The sequence below is a fragment of the Paraburkholderia haematera genome (assembly GCF_905220975.1).
In the GTDB taxonomy this organism is placed as follows: Bacteria; Pseudomonadota; Gammaproteobacteria; order Burkholderiales; family Burkholderiaceae; genus Paraburkholderia; species Paraburkholderia haematera.
In genome coordinates this window covers 133021-152955 of sequence record NZ_CAJNBK010000015.1, presented here as the reverse complement: position 1 = coordinate 152955, position 19935 = coordinate 133021, and the positions used below count along the sequence as shown (strand labels likewise).

Sequence of the window (19935 nt, the reverse complement as noted above, 5' to 3'; positions counted from 1 at the left end):
CTGTTCCTCGATAGCTCAGTCGGTAGAGCGCCGGACTGTTAATCCGTAGGTCCCTGGTTCGAGCCCAGGTCGAGGAGCCAAAAATTTTAGAAGGCCCGCATTCGTGCGGGCCTTTTTGTTTTGATTCGGCGTTTTGATTCGGCGTTTTGATTCGGCGTTTTGATTCGGCGTTTTGGTTCGGCGTTTTGGCCTTAGCGTTCTGGTCTGGCCTGTTTCAACGCCGGATCAGATAGCCGTGTAGCTGTGTCTGGGCACGACCGTTTGTTCCGGCCGAAAGATAGCCCATGACGATGGGGCAACGGCACCGACCCTCTGTCAGCCACACCGTTATACGATGGCGTTTTACCGGCGCAACACCCTCTCGCGCTCAACCCAAACGCTCATTCCCGGCCATCTCATGAAATCGACCTTGTTGCGCATCGCGCTTGCCGTCACTACCGCTCTGCTGCTGTCTCCGGCACACAGCGAAGAAGTCGGCAGCGTCAATACCAACTTCCGCGTGACGGGTTCCGACCGCGTGGTCGTCGAAGCCTATGACGATCCGCTCGTCCAGGGGGTGACCTGTTACGTGTCGCGGGCGCGCACAGGTGGCGTCAAAGGCACGCTCGGCATCGCCGAAGATCCGACCGAAGCGTCGATTGCCTGCCGTCAGGTCGGCGAGATTCACTTCACGGGGCCGGTGAAAAAGCAGGCCGACGTGTTCTCCGTGAGCATGTCGCTGATTTTCAAATCGCTGCATGTGGTGCGGGTTGTCGACGCGAAGCGCAACACGCTGGTGTACATGACCTACAGCGACCGCATCGTCAGCGGCAGCGCGAAAAACAGCGTGAGCGCCGTGCCGATCCCGGCCGGCACGACGATCCCGGTCAAGTAATCGCCGTCCTTCGGCAAGACTCACTACACAAATGCGTGCATGCATGCGTTACGGCACCAGCAGCGGCCACGGCGCGCTACACTGAAAAACCCTGCCGGACTGCCAGATCGCCAGACGTTCACCATGACCGCCCATCGCTTCCAGGATTCCGCCCGCTACTGGCGTACGCCGCTTTTGCCCGGCGCGGATCTGCTCACGGCCGAGTATCACGATCACGAGTTCACGCCGCATTGGCACGATGCGTACACAATTCCGGTGATTGTCGCGGGCGCCGAGGGCTATCGCTATCGAGGCTCGGATTATGTCGCCGAAGCAGGCAGCGTGCCGATCATCAATCCCGGCGAGTTGCACACGGGTTCGAAGGCTGTCGAGGCAGGCTGGCGGTATCGCGTAATGTATGCGCCGGTGGCGTTCATCCACGCGCTCGCCAACGAGGTTGCCGGGCAGTCACAGGCCTTGCCGTGGTTCGCACCGGGCGTGATCCGCGATCCCGATCTGGCGCGGCGGCTGGCGCGCGCGCACCGCCTGCTGGAAGCCGGCGACGATCCGCTCGCCGCCGAAGCCGCGATGCTTGACGCGTTGTCCACCTTGCTGGTTCGCTACTCGGAAACGCAGCCCGAACCGTCGCGCCTCGCCGCCGACGACGCCCGTGTCGCGACCATGCAGGAGTGCTTGACGGGTGACCTCGCCGAGCCCGTCACGCTGGCCGAGGTCGCGCAGGCAGCGGGATTGTCGCCATTTCACGCCGCACGTCTTTTTACGCAGACAACCGGCTTGCCGCCGCATGCGTGGCGCAACCAGGTGCGCTTGCAACGTGCGCTCGCGCCTTTGCGAGCGGGCGTTTCCGTGACGGATGTCGCCGCGGCAAGCGGTTTCACGGACCAGAGCCATTTCACGCGGCATTTCCGGCGCATGTTCGGCGTGCCACCGGGACGCTGGCAAGGCGGCTGACGCAAGACTCTCGGACGGCAATGCGCCGACAGTCGTGCAGCAATGCAATCTCAGGTCCGACCTCTTTTGAGGCTCCGCTCCGCGCCGACCCGATTCGCCCCGCCATCCGCCGCCAGCCGCCAGCCGCCTCGCAAATTGCATCGGGCGTGGCATCCCGCAACCGTCCACCACGGCATCCACGCGCTCACCGCAAGAACGTACAAGCCCCGCCCGCTTCCACTCGCTATGCTTCCCGAATCAAGGAGGCAAGATTGACCCATCCCAACCCCGGCCGGCCCTCAGGCACAGGCCATCTAAAGGAATTCACCGCCGGCGCGCGCGACATCATCCCGATGATGGTCGGCGCGGCGCCCTTCGGCGTGATCTTCGGCACCCTGGTCGCGACTGGCCCGCTGCATCTATGGCACGGGCAGTTGATGTCGCTCGTTGTGTTCGCCGGCTCCGCGCAATTCATCGCGCTGGGTCTGATCGCCGGCCACGCCAGTTTTGCGGTGATCTGGGCGACCACGCTCGTCGTCAATCTGCGTCACGTGCTGTATAGCGCGACGCTCGCCCCGCATGTCGCGCATCTGCCCCCGCGCTGGCGCTGGGCCCTCGGCGCACTGCTCACCGACGAAGTCTTCGCCGTCGCGTGGGAACACTACCGGCACCGGGAGCCCGGCACGGTCGGCCCACACTACTTCTTTGGCGCGGGTCTGGCGATGTACCTGAACTGGCAGATCTGGACCCTCGCCGGCCTGCTGTTCGGCGCGGCCTTTCCGGGCCTGCAGTCGCTCGGGCTCGATTTCGCGATGGTCGCCACCTTCATTGCGATCGTGGTGCCGCAGCTCGTCGCGCTGCGCTATATCGCGGCGGCCGTCACCGCGGGCACGCTGGCGTTCCTCTGGCAGGCCTGGCCATACAAGCTCGGCCTGCTCGGCGCCGTGTTCGCGGGCGTGGCAATCGGTGTTTTGCTGTCGTCGCCGCGACTTCGGCGAGGCGCGCGGGGACATCGCGAATCCTCGCAAAATGCGTCACCCGAAACCTCGCAGGAAGCCCCGCAAGAATCCCCTCAAGAATCTCCGCGGAAAATCTCGCAAACACCCTCGCAGGAAACCGCGGGAGCGTCGCAATGAACTACGTCGTTCTGATCATCGGCATGGCCGCCATTACGTGGGTGATCCGCGCCGCCGTCTTCGTGCTCGGCGACCGGCTGGTGTTTCCGCCGCTCGTACGCACCGCGCTTGACTTTGTGCCCGTCACCGTGCTGACGGCAATCATCGTCCCGATGGCGGTCTCGCCACACGGCACCGACGCCGAATTGACCTGGCGCAATCCGCAACTGGTCGGAGCATTGGCCGCCATCGTCGTCAGCGCGCTGACGCGGCGGCCGCTCCTGACCATCGCGGTCGGCCTGACGGTCTTTTTTGTTTGGCAAGGGGTCGTGCTCAAATAAGCGCGGTTCGAGGTCCACACCGCGTATCGAAGGCGCCCACGCCGTCATGGGCGCCAGGCGCGCCTGGCTCGGCACGGGGCGGCGGCGGCCACCGCCCGCCGCGCTCGCAGGCGACACATCTCTCTAAAGCCGCCGCCCAGGCCTTCTGCACCCTTAAGTTTCCCTTCAATCCGCCGATATGCAGTCGAGGTCCGCTCATCGGGATGCATCCCGCTGGTTACGCGGCAACAGGCAGGAATCAACCGCGCCGGCATTTGGCGTCGCGTCTCACTGGGCCCGGATGCAATCGGGCGACATGACGAGGCCGCGCGGCAGGACCAAACGGGATAACACATGGGTCAAATCACCCTCACGCTCAAAGACGAGACCATTGCGACGCTGCGCAAGGACTTCGACGCTTTTTTGCGGGTTTCGCTGAAGCTCGATCCGCAGTTCGCGACGCCGTCGTTTGAGGACTTTTTGCGCGCCAAGCTGCTCGACAATATGGTGCCGCTGACAGAACACGCCGTTCAGCGGATGTTGCAAGGTGGCCAGTACGCGTGGGCAAAACGCACGCTGGACAAGGAATTCCCGGACGTCGTCGCGATTCTGATGCGGCAGGCGGAGGAATTCGGCTTCGGCTTTGCGGCCCGCTCGGAATGGACGCCGGAAGAGCTCGCCAAGCAATGCCGCGACTGGGCGGCGGCCATCGTCAAGGAAGCGGAAGGCGACGCAGCACTGATCGATCCGCTCGCGGCGCAGATCAAGGGCGCGGCGCAGGACATCCAGGCGCTCGAGGAAATCATGCAGACACCGGCCTGGCGTCTGGTGGAATCGCTGCGCCAACGCGTCTACGAAGCCAAAGTGGCGTGCGAAACCGGCGTGGGCAGCACCGCGCGTGAAAAGCTCGGCGAACTGCGCGGCCTGTTGCGCCTCGGCATTTCGCACGGCTCTTTCCAGAAGCAGGAAGCGCAGCAGATCATGGAGTACCTGCGCTTGTTGAAGCCGGAGATTTTCGTCGAAGAACCGTATGACGTGTTCTCACGCCTCGCCGCATGGCTGCGCAATTTCTTCGTGCCGCCGCGCCCGGCGCCACAGCAGCAACAACGGCAGTCGCGGTAACCCGGTCAATCCCACATCTTCCTGAGCCGGGCCCCAATCTCGATCTTCGCCCGCGCCGCCGCGGCCAGTCCTGCCGCCGTCGGCGCGCCCGGCACCGCCACGCGGGGCCAGGCGTAGGCGTCGAACAAAGGCATCAGATGCGCCGGGATGAACCGCGTGCGCGACGCCCACACGTGACGGTCGCCCATATGGGTCTGGTTGTGCACGTAAAAGCGCTGCGGCACGACGATCTGCAGATCTTCTTTCGCGCGCGTCATCGCCACATATAGCAGGCGGCGCTCCTCGTCGATTTCCTCTTCGCTGCCAGTGCCGAGATCGGACGGAATACAACCGTCGACGCCATTCAGCACGAACACGTTGCGCCACTCCTGCCCCTTCGCCGAATGAATCGTGGACAGAATCAGGTAGTCCTCGTCGATCAAAGGCACGCCGGATTCGCCACTGGTGGCGTCGGGCGGATCGAGCGTCAATTCGGTCAGGAAACGCTCGCGCGACGGGTACGTGCCCGCGATGCTTTCCATCTGCAACACGTCCGCATGACGGATCGCCGCGTCCTCATGATTACGCTCGAGATGCGGTTCGTACCAGCGCCGCACCCTCTCGAACTCGGCCGGCCACGGCGTCTGCCGCCCATAAACGCTCGACATCAGCTTGACGAACGGATGCCAGTCTTCCTGAGCACGAGCGGGCGGCGCAAAGGCAGCCAGCGCACCACCGGCGCTATGAGCGAGATCGGCCGGATTGCCGGCGCCGGCCCGGGCCGCGACCTCGTCGAGCACTTTCGCGGCGGTGGCGGGCCCCACGCCCGGCAGCAGTTGCACGACACGAAAGCCCGCGACACGGTCGCGCGGATTCTCCGCCCAGCGCAGCACGGCGAGCACATCCTTGACATGCACCGAGTCGAGAAACTTCAGGCCGCCGAACTTCACGAAAGGAATGTTGCGCCGGGTCAGTTCGATCTCAAGCGCGGCGCTGTGATGGGCGGCCCGAAACAGCACCGCCTGTGACTTGAGCTTCATGCCCTGCTCGCGCGCCTCGAGCACCTGTTCGACGATGTAGCGCGCCTGATCCGCTTCGTCGGCGACCGTCACCAGACGCGGGCGCTGCGCCGAGGCCCTGTCGGTCCACAGATTCTTTGTGTAGCGCTCGCTGGCGAGCTCGATCACCGCATTCGACGCAGCCAGAATCGGTTCGGTCGAGCGGTAATTGCGCTCGAGCGTGATCTGCCTCGCCGGCGGATTGAAGTGCGCCGGGAACTCGAGAATGTTGCGCACCGTCGCACCGCGAAACGAGTAGATCGATTGGGCGTCGTCGCCGACCACGGTCAGGCCGCGGCCATCAGGCTTCAGCGCGAGCAGGATCGACGCCTGCAAGCGGTTGGTGTCCTGATACTCGTCGACCAGAACGTGATCGAAGCGCGCCGACAGGTCGGCCGCGATGGCTGGCTCGGCAGCCATATGCGACCAGTAAAGCAGCAGGTCGTCGTAGTCGAGGACGCTCTGCTTCTGCTTGGCATCGACATAGGCGGCGAACAGCATGCGCAGATCGGCCTCCCACTCGCGGCACCATGGAAACGCGCCGTTGAGCACGTCGGCGAGCGACGCGCCCGTGTTCACCACGCGCGAGTAGATCGAGAAACAAGCGCCCTTGGCCGGAAACCGCCGCTCTTTCGCCGACAAACCGAGCTCATGGCGCACGAGATTCATCAGGTCAGCGGAATCCTCACGGTCGTTGATCGTGAAGGCGGGTGCGAGGCCGATCAGGTCCGCGTATTCGCGCAATAGCCGCGCGCCGACGCTATGGAAGGTTCCGGACCACGTCAGCCCTTGTGCCAGCGCGGCGCGCGTGCCAAGCGCCGCTGCGGCGATGCGCGTAACGCGGCGGGTCATTTCGAGCGCGGCGCGGCGCGAGAAGGTCAGCAGCAGGATACGGCGCGGATCGGCGCCCTTCACCACCAGATTGGCGACCCGGTGCGCCAGCGTATTGGTCTTGCCGGAGCCGGCCCCCGCTATCACCAGCAGCGCGCCCGGCGGTGCGTTGGGACTGTCGGCGCCGTATTCGACGGCTGCTCGTTGCGCGTCATTGAGCTTGGCCAGCCATGCGGCGGTGTCGGTACCGGAATCGGTACCGGAATCGGACGGCGGCGGAGATTCAGCGACGGGGAGCACGGTGGATTTGGGCCTGAGAGGGAGTGGACGCGGCGACGCATACTGTATATCCATACAACCTTCGGAGACAATCGGCCCTTTTTTCCTTACCGTGCACAAAAAATGGCCCGGGCGCAATTGCGCTCCGGGCCATTCTGGTTCGGCGCGGCGGCTCAACTTGCCGTCACGCCCGTTGCGTTGAGACGCGGGTTAGTGCTTGACGTCAGCGCCGACGTCCTGATCGGCTGCCTGGCCTTGCATGTTCATCTTCATTTCATTGTTGGCAGTCTGCTTGTCAGCCTTCTGGTTGATCTTGGCGTCACGCACCTGCTCGTTGTACTGCGACTTGGCAGCCTTTTGCTGTTGCGTCAACTCCGCCTTGGACGCCTTCTTCGACGCCTTGTATGCGGCATTGGCCTGTGCGTCGGCGTCGCGCTTCTGCACCAGCGGATCGGTCGAGCCCGATGCCGTGAGATGCGCCGGAGCCGGCGTCGCCGGTTGCACACCGTGCGCGGCCGGTGCTGCGGGCGCCAGATCGGTGCCCTGGGTCTGGACCTGTGCCTGGCCGTTCATACCGGCGGCCGGTTGCGCGGTCTGCGCGACCGCAGCGGTTGCGGCAAAAGCAGTCAGGGCGGTACCGATCAGGAGCGTACGAATCTTGGTCATGGCTAAATCCTCTCTAAAATTGTTGTGACATGGGCGCCTTATCCGGCACGGCACGTTGAGATGCGTTTCATGCGCGCCTCACCCGGTCTGGTCTTTGCCGGAAAAGATCCAGCAGGCTTTACTACAGACCCCCACTTTACGAGTGAAGTTCGTAACTTACGACCGGTGTTACGGAACGTTTCATTTTCTGACAACTACATAACATCTGCTTGCAATTGCCTGAGCGAAGTCCGGCACCACAGTGGCTTTCATTCAGGGCAAGCTTCTGGCTTATGATGCGAACCCTTTGCTTCAAGGCGCAAACGCTATGCCCAACCTCGATTTCACACTGACCGGCGATTACGTCGAACTGCACAATCTCCTGAAGATAACGGGGCTCGCGGACAGCGGCGGGTCGGCGAAAATGATGGTCGCGGACGGCGCGGTGACCGTCGACGGCCGGGTCGAAACGCGTAAAACCTGCAAAATCCGCGCGGGTCAGGTCGTGCTGCTCGGCGATACGCGAATTGCAGTGCATGAGGCTTGATGCGTTGCATCGCCAGTCCCGGGTCACATTTGCAGGCAAAAAACGCTAGCCCGGCGACTGGCGGCAAAGAGCCCCAGGTCGAAGACCGCCGGCCAACGGTCCGTCATCCAGGCCGTCGAGTCCGAAAACTCGGAAGACCGCACGCACCAAAATCGTGCTTCCTCCATCGACATCCCCGCGCCTAAGCAATAAGCTGTCAGTTTCGACAGACAAACAATCGGCTGACAGCCGCCCTACGCTTTCGGTGAGCCTCCGCATTCCGCCACCCACCGGCAGCGCGCACGCCCCGCGAATCGTCCGGCTCGCGTCCGCCGCCACGCTGTCGCCCCTTCCGCTTTCAAGCGCTCCATGACTCAATCCGGCTTCACCCGGGTGGCCGCCCGGCCGCCGACCCTGACCCGCCACGCCGCCGACACCGCCCGGCTCGCGGCCCCGCTCGCCATCGCGCAACTTTCGCAAATGGCGATGGGCGTGACCGACACGATCCTGCTCGGCTCGCTCGGCCCCGACGCGCTCGCCGCCGGCGGCCTCGGCGCCAACCTGTTCTTTGTCGTGGTCACGCTGCTGCAGGGTGTACTCACCTCCGTCAGCGTGAGCGTGTCGCATGCACGCGGCGCGCAGGACGAGGGCCGGGTGCCGCATATCTACTGGACCGGCTTTGTGTTGTCGGTGCTGCTGTCGGTGCCCGCGTTCTTTCTGCTGTCGTTCGCCACGCCGATCCTGCTGGCGTTCGGCGAACCCGCGCTGCTTGCGCACAACGTCGGCGAATACGCGGCGGTCTTGCGTTGGGGCTCGCTCGGCAGCCTGATCGGCGTTGGCCTGATGCGTTCATTCCTGCCGGCCATCGGCGCGGCCAAGCGGCTCCTGTGGGTGTCGATTGTCAGCGTGTTCGTCAACGGTTTTCTCAATTACGGACTGATTCACGGCGTCTACGGACTGCCGCGCTTAGGTTTTCTCGGTTCGGCGGCGGCCACCTCGATCACCGTCTGGCTGAGCGCGCTGGTGCTGATGGCTTTGCTGCATCTGCGGCCACGCTACAAGCACTTCGTCGTCGCGACGCGGCCGAACGTGCCGTTGATGGGCGAGCTATTCGGCATCGGCTGGCCCGTCGCGATCACCTACGGCGTCGAGTCGACCCTGTTCCTCGCCACCGGCCTGATGGTCGGCCTGCTCGGCGAATCGCAACTGGCCGCGCATCAGATCGCGTTGAACGTCGCCTCGGTGGCCTTCATGGTGCCGCTCGCGATCGGCCAGGCGGCGAATGTGCGGGTCGGCTACTGGTCGGGCGCCGGCCAGCCACTCGCCGCGCGCCACGCGGGTTTCGTCGCGCTCGCGCTCGGCGTCGGCTTCATGACGCTGTCAGGCATCGTGCTGATCGCCGCGCCGCACTGGATCGTCGGCCTGTATCTGCATCTCGACGACCCGGCCAACAAAGCGACGGTCACACTGGCGAGTTCGCTGCTCGGCGTGGCCGCGATCTTCCAGATCGTCGACGGCATGCAGACGGTCGGCTCAGGCTGCCTGCGCGGCCTGAAGGACACCCGCGTGCCGATGATCGCCGCGACCTTCGGGTACTGGGTCATCGGCTTTCCGACCGGTTACGTGCTGGCATTTCACTTCGGGATGGGCGCGCGCGGCTTGTGGTGGGGACTCGCGGCCGGCCTCGCGAGCGTTGCGCTGCTGATGACGCTCCGCTTTCACAAACTCAGCTTGCGGCGCGTGCCGGTCACGCCAGACGCACCGCCTGCCCCGGCGAAGTGACCGAGGCAAAGCCGAAGCGGCGCGTACGGTCGAACTGATCGTGCCGCCGATCTTGAAGGCTCGCACGCCCGATTCCCCTTAGAATGGATTCCCCGACAGCGTGATCGAGCCGTATGCGCTGCCGCCATGAGAAGCCTGCAAAAGGGAGAAACAGCGTGTGGTGGCGTCACAATCACAATCAGACTGCGCTGCATCGCGAGGGCGCGTTCGGCACGCCCTGGGAGAGGTCCTCCACCCCGTCGGAAGTCCTGAGCCCGGAAGAAGATTCGCTGCTCAAAGGAACGTCCTCCGCACCGAAGAAAGCCGCTCGCTCCGAAAGAGGTCCCCTTTGGGGAGTGGGAGATTGGGTGGTTGGGGGAATGCCGCATTGGCGCTCGACAAGACATGTCTTCCTGCTGTGCTGCGCAACTGCATGCCTGACCGCTTGCGCCACCAAGCCTCCCGCCACCGCGTTCGACCGTCCGGTTACCCACGCACTGCCCGCCACTGAAACAACGCCACTTCACACGGCCCTTGCACCGCTCGAAGCCGCGCATCCGAACGAATCCGGTTTCCGGGTCCTGTCGAGCGGCACCGACGCCTTGCAGATGCGCATCGCGCTCGCGCGCGCGGCGACGAAAACGCTCGACATGCAGTACTACATCGCCAACGAGGACACCACGGGCAAGCTGCTGCTCGGCGCCGCCCTCTACGTGGCCGACCACGGGGTGAAAGTGCGCATGCTGGTCGACGATCTGAACTTCGACGACATCGACCGCACGATGGCGGGCCTGAACTCGCACGACAACATCGATATCCGCGTCTTCAATCCGTTCGGCAGCGCGCAGGAAGGCATGGTCGAAAGCACGACCAACGTCTTCACGCAGATCGGCCATTTCACGCGCCGCATGCACAACAAGTCGATGATCGCCGACAACCAGTTGGCTATCGTGGGCGGCCGCAATCTCGGCGACGAATATTTCAGCGCCAGCGAAACGCTGCAGTTCCGCGACCTCGACGTACTCGCCGCCGGCCCGATTACCGCCGACGTCTCCGCCAGTTTCGACGACTACTGGAACAGCAGCATCGCCTATCCGCTGCGGGTGCTGAACAAACAGAAGTTCGACGCGAAGGAGCTCGACCAGACCCGCGACGATTTACGTCAGCACTGGCGCACCAACGCCGATCCATACAACGCGAAACCGCTGAACGCGACGCCGCTCGCGTCGCAGATTGCCAACGATCAACTCGGCTTGACCTGGGCGCCGGCCGAATTCAAGGCGGACCGGCCGGAGAAGATCGAACATCCGTCGCCGGACTACGTCAGCCCGCCCATGCAGCGACTGGGCGAGCTGATGCGCGACGCGCAGAAAGATTTTCTGATCATTTCGCCCTATTTCGTCCCGCACGAGACCGGCGTCAAAGCGGCCGGCGAACTGACCCATCGGGGCGTACGCATCGCCGTGCTGACCAATTCGCTCGCCGCAACCGACGCGGTGGCCGTGCAAGCCGGCTATAGCCCTTTTCGCGTGCCCCTGCTGCAACAGGGCGTGGAGTTGTATGAATACAAACCGCAGCAGAAAGCGTCGCGCACCGGTCTGATTGGATCGAACTCGCGAACCAGCCTGCACGCAAAAACCTATGTTATCGACCGCAAGATTCTGGTGATCGGTTCGATGAATCTCGATCCGCGCTCCGCCAATCTGAACACTGAGCAAACGCTGGTGATCCATAGCCCACCGCTCGCCGAACAGGTCGCGCAGATCTTCGAGCGTGCAATCGCTCCCGAAATCAGCTATCGCGTCACGCTCGCAGACCCGGCGCAACTCGCCTATCTGCGCTCGATCGGCGCACCTCTTTCGCCGCTCGTCTGGACCGACGTCGAGAATGGCGCGCGCCGCACCTATATTTTCGATCCGCAGGCGGGTTTTTACCGGAACGCGCTAACGGGTCTATTCTCCCTATTGCCTGTTAACGCACAACTTTGAGAAGCGGAGTTGAACCATGACCGAAGACGTAAGAATGGAGCGCGACACGTTCGGTGAGATCGCAGTGCCGAACGCTCGTTTGTGGGGCGCACAGACTCAGCGCTCGCTGCAGAATTTCCGCATTTCGTCAGAGAAACAATCGCCCGAGCTGATCACCGCGCTGGCCGTGATCAAGCGCGCCGCCGCCGAGGTCAACGAGGGTCTGGGCGTGCTCGACGGGAACAAGGCGAAGGCGATCATGGAGGCGGCCGACGAGATCATCGACGGCAAGCACCCGGGCGAATTTCCGCTCGCGGTCTGGCAAACCGGCTCCGGCACCCAGACCAACATGAACCTGAACGAGGTGATCGCGAATCGCGCGAGCGAGCTGCTCGGCGGCGAACGCGGCGAAGCGCGCAAGGTGCATCCAAACGACGACGTGAATCGCGGCCAGTCGTCGAACGATGTGTTCCCGACGGCGATGCACGTGGCCGCCGCCTACGGGATCGTCAAACATTTGCTGCCCGCGCTGAAGACGCTGCGCGATACGCTCGAGGTCAAGGCGAAAGCCTTCGCCGACATCGTCAAGATCGGCCGCACGCACTTGCAGGACGCCACGCCGCTGACACTCGGCCAGGAGTTCTCAGGTTACGTTGCGCAACTCGATCACGGCATTCGTCACGTGGAATCCGCGCTGCCGCATCTATACGAACTCGCGCAAGGCGGCACGGCGGTCGGCACGGGGTTGAACGCGCATCCGCAATTCGCGGACAAGGTGGCGGCCGCGATCGGCAAGCTGACCGGTTTGCCGTTCGTCTCCGCACCGAACAAATTCGAAGTCATGGCCGGGGCCGATGCGCTGGTGTTCGCGCACGGCGCATTGAAAACGGTGGCGGCGAGCCTGAACAAGATCGCCAACGACATTCGCTGGCTCGCGAGCGGTCCGCGTTGCGGACTCGGCGAACTGGCGATTCCGGAGAACGAACCGGGCAGCTCGATCATGCCGGGCAAGGTCAATCCGACCCAGTCAGAAGCCTTGACGATGCTGTGCGCGCAAGTGTTCGGCAACGACGTCGCGGTAAATATCGGCGGTGCGAGCGGCAACTTCGAATTGAACGTGTTCCGGCCGATGATCGCGCACAACGTGCTGCAATCGATCCGTTTGCTCGCCGATGGCGCGCACAGTTTCAACGACAACTGTGCCGTGGGCATCGAGCCGAATCGCGAGCGCATCGATACGCTGCTGAACGAATCACTGATGCTGGTGACGGCGCTCAATCCGCACATCGGCTACGACAAGGCCGCGCAGATCGCGAAGAAAGCGCACAAGGAAGGCACTACGCTGAAGGCGGCGGCGCTCGCACTCGGCTACGTCACCGCGCAGCAGTTCGACGAATGGGTGCGGCCGAAAGATATGGTCGGGCATTCGGCCGGGTGATCATCGGATGACCGGCGCCGCTTAAACCTTCCCTTGCGCCACTTCTTCCGGCTTCAATTCGACGATCGCGTCGAGCGCTTCTTTCACGTCCATTGCGTACTTGGCGAGGCGCTTCTGTTCATCCGTTTCCGGCACGAAGGCCGGCACCGGAACCGGGTGGCCGTTCTCATTGACGGCCACCATCACCACCAGGCAATCCGTGGTTTGCAGCAACTCGCCGCCCTTCGGATCGCCGGCCTGCACCGACACGTGGATGTGCATGCTGGTGCGGCCCGTCGTCACGACGCGCGCGCGCAATTCGACCAGGTTGCCGACCAGAATCGGCCGGCGAAAGCGGATATTGCCGACGCTGACCGTCACGCAGTAACGCCCCGACCACACCGCCGAGCACGCGTACGCGGTCTCGTCGATCCACTTCATCAACGCGCCGCCGTGCACCTTGCCGCCAAAGTTGACCGAGCTGGGCTCGGCTAAAAAACGGAAGGTGGTTTCGGAACGGTCCAGCGGCGCTAAGGCAGGGGTGCTCATGTTGACTCCGGTCAATCGGATGCGTGTAAAGGAGGCGATTATACGAGCGCAATATTGACTGCGTCGCGGGTTGAGTGGGCTTATCCTGCTTTGCGCGCCCTGACCGCCCCCTCACTGAGCCATTTAACTCGCCTCGGCGGCCGCGCTAGCCGACTCACGATGCGGCACAACGGCGGACTCGAAACGCTCCCGATACTCGAGCGGCAAGACGCCAAAGCGCCGTACAAACGCGCGCCGCAAGTTCTGCTCACTGCCGAAGCCGCAATCGAGCGCAATCCGCTTAAGCGGCCGGCGCGACTCCGCCAGCACCCGCGCGGCCGCCTCCAGACGCAATGCCGACACGGTTTTAGCCGGCGTGCGACCGATTTCGTCGACGTAGCGCCGCGCGAAGGTCCGTGGGCTCATCTGCGCGCGATCGGCTAGTCGCTCGACCGACAGGTCGTCGCGCAAATGGGCCGCCATCCAGCTGTGCAGCGCCTCGAACGGCCCGCCCGCCGAAGCCTGTGCAGCCAGCGCAGCGCTGAATTGCGACTGGCCGCCGGGCCGCTTCATGAACACGACCAGCCGTCGTGCCGCCTGCATCGCGACCGCGTGGCCGACATCTTCTTCGATCAGCGCCAGCGCCAGGTCGATGCCCGCCGTCACGCCCGCCGATGTCCAGACGGCACGCTCGCCTTCCCCGTCGCGCACGTCGCGGATGAAGATCGGATCGGCGTCGACCCGCACGTTGGGGAAGCGGCGCGCGAGATGCGGCGCTTCGCGCCAGTGGGTGGTTGCGCGGCGACCGTCGAGCAGGCCCGCCGCCGCCAGATAAAAGGCGCCCGTGCAGACCGAGCACACACGCCGCGCCTGGGGCGCACGGCGTCTGATCCATGCGACGAGTTCCGGCTGCAGCGTGCAGTGTTCGTCGATCGGAACGCCGGGGACGATCAGCGTGTCGATCGGCTGGTCGTCGAGCGAATCAAGCCGTTCGGTGACGACTGGCAGACCCGGGAAGGTTTGCAATACGCCGCCGTCGATCGACGCGACGGTCGCGCGATAGGCTATCGGCCCGGCGGGTTTGCTGTTCGAGTTGATCGAGCCCGTTGCGCCGCCTGATCCAACCGGGTCGTCGACTCGGCCCGCACCGGCCAACCCACCTGCAACGCCAGCCGCAGCCGCCATCGTCAATTCAGCGCGCCAGAATGCTTCGAGCGGCCCACACGCATCGAGCAACACAAGCTCGGGCGCCACCGCAAAAACGATATGACGTGCAGTCATCAGGAAACCCCCTCCGCGGCGGATTGCCGCTTACTCGACCACGCATACGCCAGCGTGGCCAACGCCGCCATCCCGAGCAGCGGAAAAATCGCGGCATTGATCGTCGCCCAGCCAAAACGCGCCAGCAATTGCCCCGCGAACAGCGAGCCCAGCGCGGAAAACGCAAAGGTCGTAAATTCGCTGGTTGCCTGCGTCTTGGCCCGCTCTGACGGCCGGTACGATTGGGCGAGCAGCGTCGATCCGCCGACGAACATCAAATTCCACCCCACGCCCAGGCACGCGAGCGCCGCGTAGAAGTGCGGCAGATCGGTCGAGCGCAGCGCCAGCACACCGCACAGCGCCGACAGTGCGATCCCCGCGCCGATCACCCGCAGCACGCCGAAGCGCCCGATCAGCCGTGCGGAAAACAGCGACGGCGCGAACATGCCGACCAGGTGCCATTGAATGATCGCCGCGCCGTCGCCGATTGTGTGGCCGCATGCGACCGCCGCAATCGGCGTCGCGGTCATCACGAACATCATCACCGCGTAGCCGAGCGCATTGTTGGCGAGCGCGGCGGCAAAGATCGGCTGCCGGACGATTTCGCCGAGCGGCCGGGCCGGCTCGCGAGTCACGGCTACGCTCGCGTGCGGTCCAGCGTCGCGATAAAGCAGTGCCAGCATGGCGATCGATACGAGTCCGAATCCCGTGACAAGTGCGTAGGAGCCCGCGAACGCGACCGGCGCGAGCCAGTCCTTGCTCCATGCGGCGAGAAGCGGCCCACACACGGCTGCTACTACGCCGCCGGTGAGCACGGTCGAAATCGCGCGGCTTTTGCCTTCGATTCCGACAGCGTCCGCGGCCGCCAGCCGGTAGTACTGCGCGAACGCCTGAAATACGCCGACAGTCGCCGTGCCGGCGCAGAAAGCCCAGAAACTGTGATGAAAGATCGCCCAGACGGAAACGGCTCCGCCCAGCGCCCCGACGCCCGCGCCGAGCACGAAGCCCGCGCGCCGGCCGATGCGCGCCATCAGGAACGACGCGAAGATCGTGGTCAATGCGGCGGAGACGGTAATCAGGGAGAACGGGAGCGTCGCGAGCGCCTTGTCGTCGGCAAGCGTGTAGCCGACGAGGCCGGTCAAGGTCAGATCGATCGAGACAGATGAGGTGTAGAGCGCCTGGCAGACTGCCAGGACGCGCGCGGCGCGCCGGCCGCCGGGATCGGAATGGCCGGAGCCGGTTTGACTGGCGGCGAAACGAGAGGCGGTGGTGGGAGCAGCGGCGGATGGTGGCATCGGTCGGCCTCGGGCGGCGAAAGTGGCGATGCGCAGATCGTCACATGGCCGGTGATGGCAGAAATGACAATGATGCATCAATTCCAGCCAACCGCGACCCTCACCGACCTGAAAAAGCGACCGAGGCCGGCTCGGGCTTACTTGTGGACCGTAATGCCTTCGTCGATCGTGCCGTACATCGTGATACTGCCCGTGCCCGCACCCGAACTCGAACCGGAACCGCCCTGCGCGCACGCGCTGAACAGCAGAACCGCGGCAGCGGCGGCAAGTAGAATTTTCATGACAGCATGTTCCCGCAAGGACAGGGTTCGATTCTAGCCTGGCGGCCTGGCGCGGCTCCGAAGCGGCTCCGAAGCACGGAAGTAAGCACTAACCTGCCGAGCCGCCGGATTTTCGTAGCCGCCGCATTCGACAATTCACGTTAAGCTGAAACATCGAATACGGCAGCCAGATACAGTGGGTTGCCTGGCGCCCTGCCCGCGCCGCCAACCGGAGACGCACGATGCCCGCACATTTCGCCGACGAGCAAAACCACTTTCCAGGCTTGAGCCGCATCGGTGCGCTGCTCGCCGATCCGGGCCGCGCCGCGATGCTGTGGGCGCTGATGGACGGCAGCGCCCGGCCGGCCGGCGAACTGACGATGATCGCCGGGCTTTCGCCGTCGGCGGCCAGCGCTCATCTGGCGCGTCTGACCGACGGCGGCTTGCTCGCGCTCGAAGTGCGCGGCCGGCATCGCTATTTCCGGATCGCCTCGCCGGATATCGCCGCCTCCATCGAAGCACTCGCCAACGTCGCGCAGGTCAGCGCCCCGCAACGGGCCGTGCCGCGTCCGGTGCGCACTGTGCCGGTCGACATGCGCTACGCCCGCACCTGCTACGACCATATGGCGGGCGAACTGTCGGTGCGGGTGTTCGAACGGCTGGTCGAACGCGGTCTGCTGACGCTGCACGGTTCGTCGCTCGAAGCCACTGCCGACGGCGCCGCCCGTTTCACCGATTGGGGCATCGACATGTCGGTGCAAAAGAGCCGCCGGCGCCGCTTTGCCTGCACCTGTCCCGACTGGAGCGAACGGCGTCCGCACCTGGGCGGTGCGCTCGGCGCGGCGTTGCTCGATTCATGGTCGGCTCATGGCTGGGTCGAGCGCACCGACCGCCCGCGGATCTTACGCATCACGCCAGCGGGCCACCGGCATTTCGACGCGTTTCTGGCCGCGTAAGTCGTGCTTAACCGCTTGAGACGATTACAGAATTTTCGCAATCAGCTTACGAATCGCCTTATCGAGACCTTTTGTTACACGCTCGCGAGGGGGCCTTACAAAGTTGGGGGTCTTGAAACAAACCGTACGGGTAGAGTGATTCTCACAGATGCTGCAAAATGCCGCGCCCGTCGGAGATAAATCATGAGAACACTGACCACACCCCAACATTCGAAGCGCCGGATTACTGGCTACACGCTGATTGCCGCTGCGGCATTCCTGTTCGCGGCGCAAGCCACCTTGGCGCAGGAAGCCGAACAGGCGCCGCCGGGCGCTGCCTCGCAGAATACCGATCCGCCGGGGCGCGTGGCGCGTCTTAACTACACGGCCGGCGCCGTGACCACCGAGCCTGCCGGCGCAACCGACTGGTCGTATGCGCAAATCAATCGCCCGCTCACCACCGGCGACCAGTTGTGGAACGATCAGAACGCGCGCTCCGAGCTGCATATCGGCTCGACCGCGGTGCGCCTCGGCCAGTCCACCAGCCTCGACGTCCTCAATCTTGACGACAACAGCGCGCAGCTGAAGGTCGCGCAGGGCACGTTGTCGGCGCGGGTACGCGATCTGGCACCCGGCTCCTCCTATGAAATCGATACGCCCAATCTGGCGCTCGGCCTGAACGGCCCCGGCGACTACCGCGTCGACGTCGCGCCGGACGGCAGCAACACCACCGTCACCGTGCGCAGCGGCAGCGCGACCGTGTACGGCGACAGCGGCCAGGTGCCGGTTGCGGCCGGCCAGCAGGTTCGTTTTGCCGGCACCAACCTGCAACAGGTCGCCGACAACGGCGCGCCCGGTCTCGACGGTTTCGATCAATGGGCGGCGAGCCGCGACGCTACGGAAGACCGCTCGGTGTCGGCGCGCTACGTGTCGCGCGACATCCCCGGCTATCAGGATCTCGACGCCAACGGAACGTGGCGCAGCAGCCCGCAGTACGGTGAAGTGTGGGTACCGCGCGCAACCCCGGCCGGCTGGGCGCCTTATCACGACGGCCACTGGGTGTGGCAAGCGCCGTGGGGCTGGACCTGGGTCGACGATGCGCCGTGGGGCTTCGCGCCCTACCACTATGGCCGCTGGGCCTACGACGACGACCAGTGGGCGTGGGTGCCGGGACCGGTTGAAGTCAGCGAACCGCCCGTCTACGCACCGGCACTGGTTGCCTTCGTCGGCGGCGGTGGCGGTGGGGTCAACTGGGGTGTGAGTCTCGCGATCGGCGGCGCGGTCGCGGCCGGCGTGGCGTGGTTCCCGCTGGGCCCAGGCGAGCCGTGGCACCCGCACTGGGGCGATCACGATCACTGGAGCCCCGGTTACTACAATCGTGTCAACAACACGACCGTCGTCAACAACTACAACCGCAACGTGACGAACGTGAATGTGACCAACATTCACAACACGTATATCAACTATCGCGCGCCAGGTGGCGTGACCGCCGTGCCGGCAACGGCCTTCGTGCATGGTCAATCGGTCGGCCGCTTCGCGCAGAAGGTCGACCCGCAACAGTGGCGCAACGCGAAGATCAATCCGGGCGGCCCGGGCATCGCGCCGGTGAAGGAAAGCTTCGGACCGGGTCTGCGTAACGCGAACTACCGTCCGCCGGCTGGCGTGATGGCGCGTCCGGTGGTCGCCACGCGTAGTCCGGCTGTGCCGGCCGCGTATCACGACAGTCTCGCGCAGCGCTTTGCGCAGAGCGGCGGACGGGTGCCGGGTGCGGGCGAGCCGATCGTGCGGACCTCGGTGCCGGCTCGCATGGCCGGCGCTCCGGGAGCCATGCCGGCGCAGAACGTGCGGGTCGTGCAGTCGCATATGGCAGGCCGGACGCCGGGTGCAGCGCCGGGTGCTCCGGGTATTCCAAACGGCATGCAACAGGCTGGTCAGCGACCCGGCGAAGCGCCGGTCAACGGTCAGCCGCAACGTGGCGGCGAACCGCAAGCCCGGCCGGGCATGCCACCGCAAATGGCCAACCTCCACCAGCAACCCGGCGAGGCGGTTCGTCCGTCCAATGGCGTGCCGCGTCCACCGCAAGCGAACGGCGGCAACCCGAACGCTAATGCGCAGCAGCACGGCATGCCAGGGCAAGCGGGACAACAGCCGGGCGCGGAAGGACGGCACGAACCTGCATGGACGCAGCCACACACGCCGATGGCCCAACAGGCGCAGCAACATGGTGCCCCGCAGGAGCAAGCACGCCAGCCGCAGGGCCAGGCCCGTCCTGAGCCGCAGCAACAGGTTCAGCGTCAGCCGGAAGCACAGCCGCAGCGGGCGCCTGATGTACGCGCTCAACCGCAGGAGCCACGGCCGCAACCGACGCAACAGGCGCTGCAGCAACCGCGTCAGGAATTTCATCCGCAGCCGCAACAGGCACCGCAGCCGCGTCCTGAGCCGCAACCGCAACAGGTGCAGCAGCCGCGTCCTCAACCGCAACCGCAGCAGGTGCAGCAGCCTCGTCCGCAACCGCAACCGCAGCAGGTGCAGCAGCCTCGTCCTGAACCGCGTCCGCAGCAGGTGCAGCAGCCTCGTCCTGAACCGCGTCCGCAGCAGGTGCAGCAGCCTCGCCCTGAGCCGCGTCCGCCGCAGGTTCAGCAGCCTCGTCCTGAGCCGCGTCCGCAGCAGGCCCAACAGCCGCGTCCTCAACCTCAACCGCAGCAGGCTCAACAGCATTCGGGCGGCGGCAACCGTGACGAGCACCACAAAGGCTAACGGTTACCCGCGCAGCTAACAGCGCGCGCAACCTGACGGCCGCAAGGCGGTAAGAAAAAACCCCCGCGATTCGCAT

At 64.8% G+C, this 19935-nt stretch carries 16 protein-coding genes, 1 tRNA gene and 1 pseudogene; 12 read left to right on the top strand and 6 right to left on the bottom strand.

Going from position 1 to position 19935, the window contains the following annotated elements; genetic code table 11:
• Positions 1-4 precede the first annotated feature (4 nt).
• From KHO23_RS23515 to KHO23_RS23490, 6 genes and pseudogenes are all read left to right on the top strand, one after another.
• Positions 5-80 (top strand) — tRNA-Asn (locus tag KHO23_RS23515).
• Positions 81-397: 317 nt separating this feature from the next.
• Positions 398-874 (top strand): CreA family protein, encoded by a 477-nt coding sequence (locus tag KHO23_RS23510; protein WP_211613635.1) that lies wholly within the window; start codon positions 398-400, stop codon positions 872-874.
• 123 nt (positions 875-997) lie between these two features.
• Complete coding sequence (locus KHO23_RS23505) at positions 998-1825, top strand: helix-turn-helix transcriptional regulator (protein WP_211613633.1); 828 nt, start codon at positions 998-1000, stop codon at positions 1823-1825.
• Positions 1826-2157: 332 nt separating this feature from the next.
• Positions 2158-2832, top strand: a pseudogene (locus tag KHO23_RS23500) (AzlC family ABC transporter permease); the annotation flags it as partial.
• A 104-nt stretch (positions 2833-2936) separates the two neighbouring features.
• The gene (locus KHO23_RS23495; protein ID WP_211613631.1) at positions 2937-3260 is read left to right on the top strand and encodes an AzlD domain-containing protein; all 324 of its coding nucleotides are present in this window, start codon (positions 2937-2939) and stop codon (positions 3258-3260) included.
• A gap of 333 nt (positions 3261-3593) precedes the next feature.
• Positions 3594-4361 carry a DUF4088 family protein gene (locus KHO23_RS23490; protein WP_211613630.1) on the top strand — a complete coding sequence of 256 codons (768 nt, stop codon included), beginning with the start codon at positions 3594-3596 and terminating at the stop codon, positions 4359-4361.
• 5 nt (positions 4362-4366) lie between these two features.
• On the opposite strand, the gene KHO23_RS23485 is transcribed toward KHO23_RS23490, so the two are convergent.
• Together KHO23_RS23485 and KHO23_RS23480 are read right to left on the bottom strand one after the other, a co-directional pair.
• The gene (locus KHO23_RS23485) at positions 4367-6583 is read right to left on the bottom strand and encodes a UvrD-helicase domain-containing protein (RefSeq protein WP_211613628.1); all 2217 of its coding nucleotides are present in this window, start codon (positions 6581-6583) and stop codon (positions 4367-4369) included.
• Positions 6584-6718: 135 nt separating this feature from the next.
• Positions 6719-7174, bottom strand: a complete 456-nt coding sequence (locus KHO23_RS23480) for a hypothetical protein (RefSeq protein WP_211613625.1) — start codon at positions 7172-7174, stop codon at positions 6719-6721.
• A 307-nt stretch (positions 7175-7481) separates the two neighbouring features.
• On the opposite strand from KHO23_RS23480, the gene KHO23_RS23475 reads away from it, so the two are divergent.
• The 4 genes from KHO23_RS23475 to fumC all read left to right on the top strand — a co-directional run bounded on the left by KHO23_RS23475 (position 7482) and on the right by fumC (position 12845).
• Positions 7482-7700 carry an RNA-binding S4 domain-containing protein gene (locus KHO23_RS23475; RefSeq protein ID WP_011489423.1) on the top strand — a complete coding sequence of 73 codons (219 nt, stop codon included), beginning with the start codon at positions 7482-7484 and terminating at the stop codon, positions 7698-7700.
• A gap of 348 nt (positions 7701-8048) precedes the next feature.
• Positions 8049-9461, top strand: coding sequence for an MATE family efflux transporter (locus KHO23_RS23470; protein ID WP_211613623.1), 1413 nt, complete (start codon positions 8049-8051; stop codon positions 9459-9461).
• Positions 9462-9820: 359 nt separating this feature from the next.
• On the top strand, positions 9821-11428 hold the full coding sequence (locus KHO23_RS23465; RefSeq protein WP_211613665.1) for a phospholipase D family protein: 1608 nt from the start codon (positions 9821-9823) through the stop codon (positions 11426-11428).
• Between the two features lie 16 nt (positions 11429-11444).
• Positions 11445-12845, top strand: coding sequence for a class II fumarate hydratase (fumC, locus tag KHO23_RS23460; RefSeq protein WP_211613621.1), 1401 nt, complete (start codon positions 11445-11447; stop codon positions 12843-12845).
• A 21-nt stretch (positions 12846-12866) separates the two neighbouring features.
• Here the strand turns inward: fumC and KHO23_RS23455 are convergent, their stop codons facing one another.
• The 4 genes from KHO23_RS23455 to KHO23_RS23440 all read right to left on the bottom strand — a co-directional run bounded on the left by KHO23_RS23455 (position 12867) and on the right by KHO23_RS23440 (position 16188).
• Positions 12867-13373, bottom strand: coding sequence for an acyl-CoA thioesterase (locus tag KHO23_RS23455; RefSeq protein ID WP_211613619.1), 507 nt, complete (start codon positions 13371-13373; stop codon positions 12867-12869).
• A 123-nt stretch (positions 13374-13496) separates the two neighbouring features.
• Entirely contained in the window at positions 13497-14633 is a 1137-nt protein-coding gene (locus KHO23_RS23450) for a GlxA family transcriptional regulator (RefSeq protein ID WP_211613617.1), read from the bottom strand.
• Complete coding sequence (locus KHO23_RS23445; RefSeq protein ID WP_236066964.1) at positions 14633-15907, bottom strand: MFS transporter; 1275 nt, start codon at positions 15905-15907, stop codon at positions 14633-14635. Before KHO23_RS23445 ends, KHO23_RS23450 begins: the two co-directional genes overlap by 1 nt.
• A gap of 137 nt (positions 15908-16044) precedes the next feature.
• Complete coding sequence (locus KHO23_RS23440; protein ID WP_211613615.1) at positions 16045-16188, bottom strand: hypothetical protein; 144 nt, start codon at positions 16186-16188, stop codon at positions 16045-16047.
• Positions 16189-16409: 221 nt separating this feature from the next.
• On the opposite strand from KHO23_RS23440, the gene KHO23_RS23435 reads away from it, so the two are divergent.
• Complete coding sequence (locus KHO23_RS23435) at positions 16410-17123, top strand: ArsR/SmtB family transcription factor (RefSeq protein ID WP_211613613.1); 714 nt, start codon at positions 16410-16412, stop codon at positions 17121-17123.
• A gap of 183 nt (positions 17124-17306) precedes the next feature.
• Entirely contained in the window at positions 17307-19859 is a 2553-nt protein-coding gene (locus KHO23_RS23430; RefSeq protein ID WP_211613611.1) for a DUF6600 domain-containing protein, read from the top strand.
• Positions 19860-19935 lie beyond the last annotated feature (76 nt).

Excerpts from the sequence above, each read along its gene's own strand:
- KHO23_RS23480 (WP_211613625.1), bottom strand. The coding sequence starts at position 7,174 with ATGACCAAGATTCGTACGCTCCTGATCGGTACCGCCCTGACTGCTTTT.
- KHO23_RS23440 (WP_211613615.1), bottom strand. The coding sequence starts at position 16,188 with ATGAAAATTCTACTTGCCGCCGCTGCCGCGGTTCTGCTGTTCAGCGCG.
- KHO23_RS23490 (WP_211613630.1), top strand. The coding sequence starts at position 3,594 with ATGGGTCAAATCACCCTCACGCTCAAAGACGAGACCATTGCGACGCTG.
- KHO23_RS23445 (WP_236066964.1), bottom strand. The coding sequence starts at position 15,907 with ATGCCACCATCCGCCGCTGCTCCCACCACCGCCTCTCGTTTCGCCGCC.
- KHO23_RS23475 (WP_011489423.1), top strand. The coding sequence starts at position 7,482 with ATGCCCAACCTCGATTTCACACTGACCGGCGATTACGTCGAACTGCAC.
- KHO23_RS23450 (WP_211613617.1), bottom strand. The coding sequence starts at position 14,633 with ATGACTGCACGTCATATCGTTTTTGCGGTGGCGCCCGAGCTTGTGTTG.
- KHO23_RS23505 (WP_211613633.1), top strand. The coding sequence starts at position 998 with ATGACCGCCCATCGCTTCCAGGATTCCGCCCGCTACTGGCGTACGCCG.
- KHO23_RS23470 (WP_211613623.1), top strand. The coding sequence starts at position 8,049 with ATGACTCAATCCGGCTTCACCCGGGTGGCCGCCCGGCCGCCGACCCTG.
- KHO23_RS23435 (WP_211613613.1), top strand. The coding sequence starts at position 16,410 with ATGCCCGCACATTTCGCCGACGAGCAAAACCACTTTCCAGGCTTGAGC.
- KHO23_RS23485 (WP_211613628.1), bottom strand. The coding sequence starts at position 6,583 with ATGGATATACAGTATGCGTCGCCGCGTCCACTCCCTCTCAGGCCCAAA.
- KHO23_RS23465 (WP_211613665.1), top strand. The coding sequence starts at position 9,821 with ATGCCGCATTGGCGCTCGACAAGACATGTCTTCCTGCTGTGCTGCGCA.
- KHO23_RS23510 (WP_211613635.1), top strand. The coding sequence starts at position 398 with ATGAAATCGACCTTGTTGCGCATCGCGCTTGCCGTCACTACCGCTCTG.
- KHO23_RS23455 (WP_211613619.1), bottom strand. The coding sequence starts at position 13,373 with ATGAGCACCCCTGCCTTAGCGCCGCTGGACCGTTCCGAAACCACCTTC.
- KHO23_RS23495 (WP_211613631.1), top strand. The coding sequence starts at position 2,937 with ATGAACTACGTCGTTCTGATCATCGGCATGGCCGCCATTACGTGGGTG.
- fumC (WP_211613621.1), top strand. The coding sequence starts at position 11,445 with ATGACCGAAGACGTAAGAATGGAGCGCGACACGTTCGGTGAGATCGCA.
- KHO23_RS23430 (WP_211613611.1), top strand. The coding sequence starts at position 17,307 with ATGAGAACACTGACCACACCCCAACATTCGAAGCGCCGGATTACTGGC.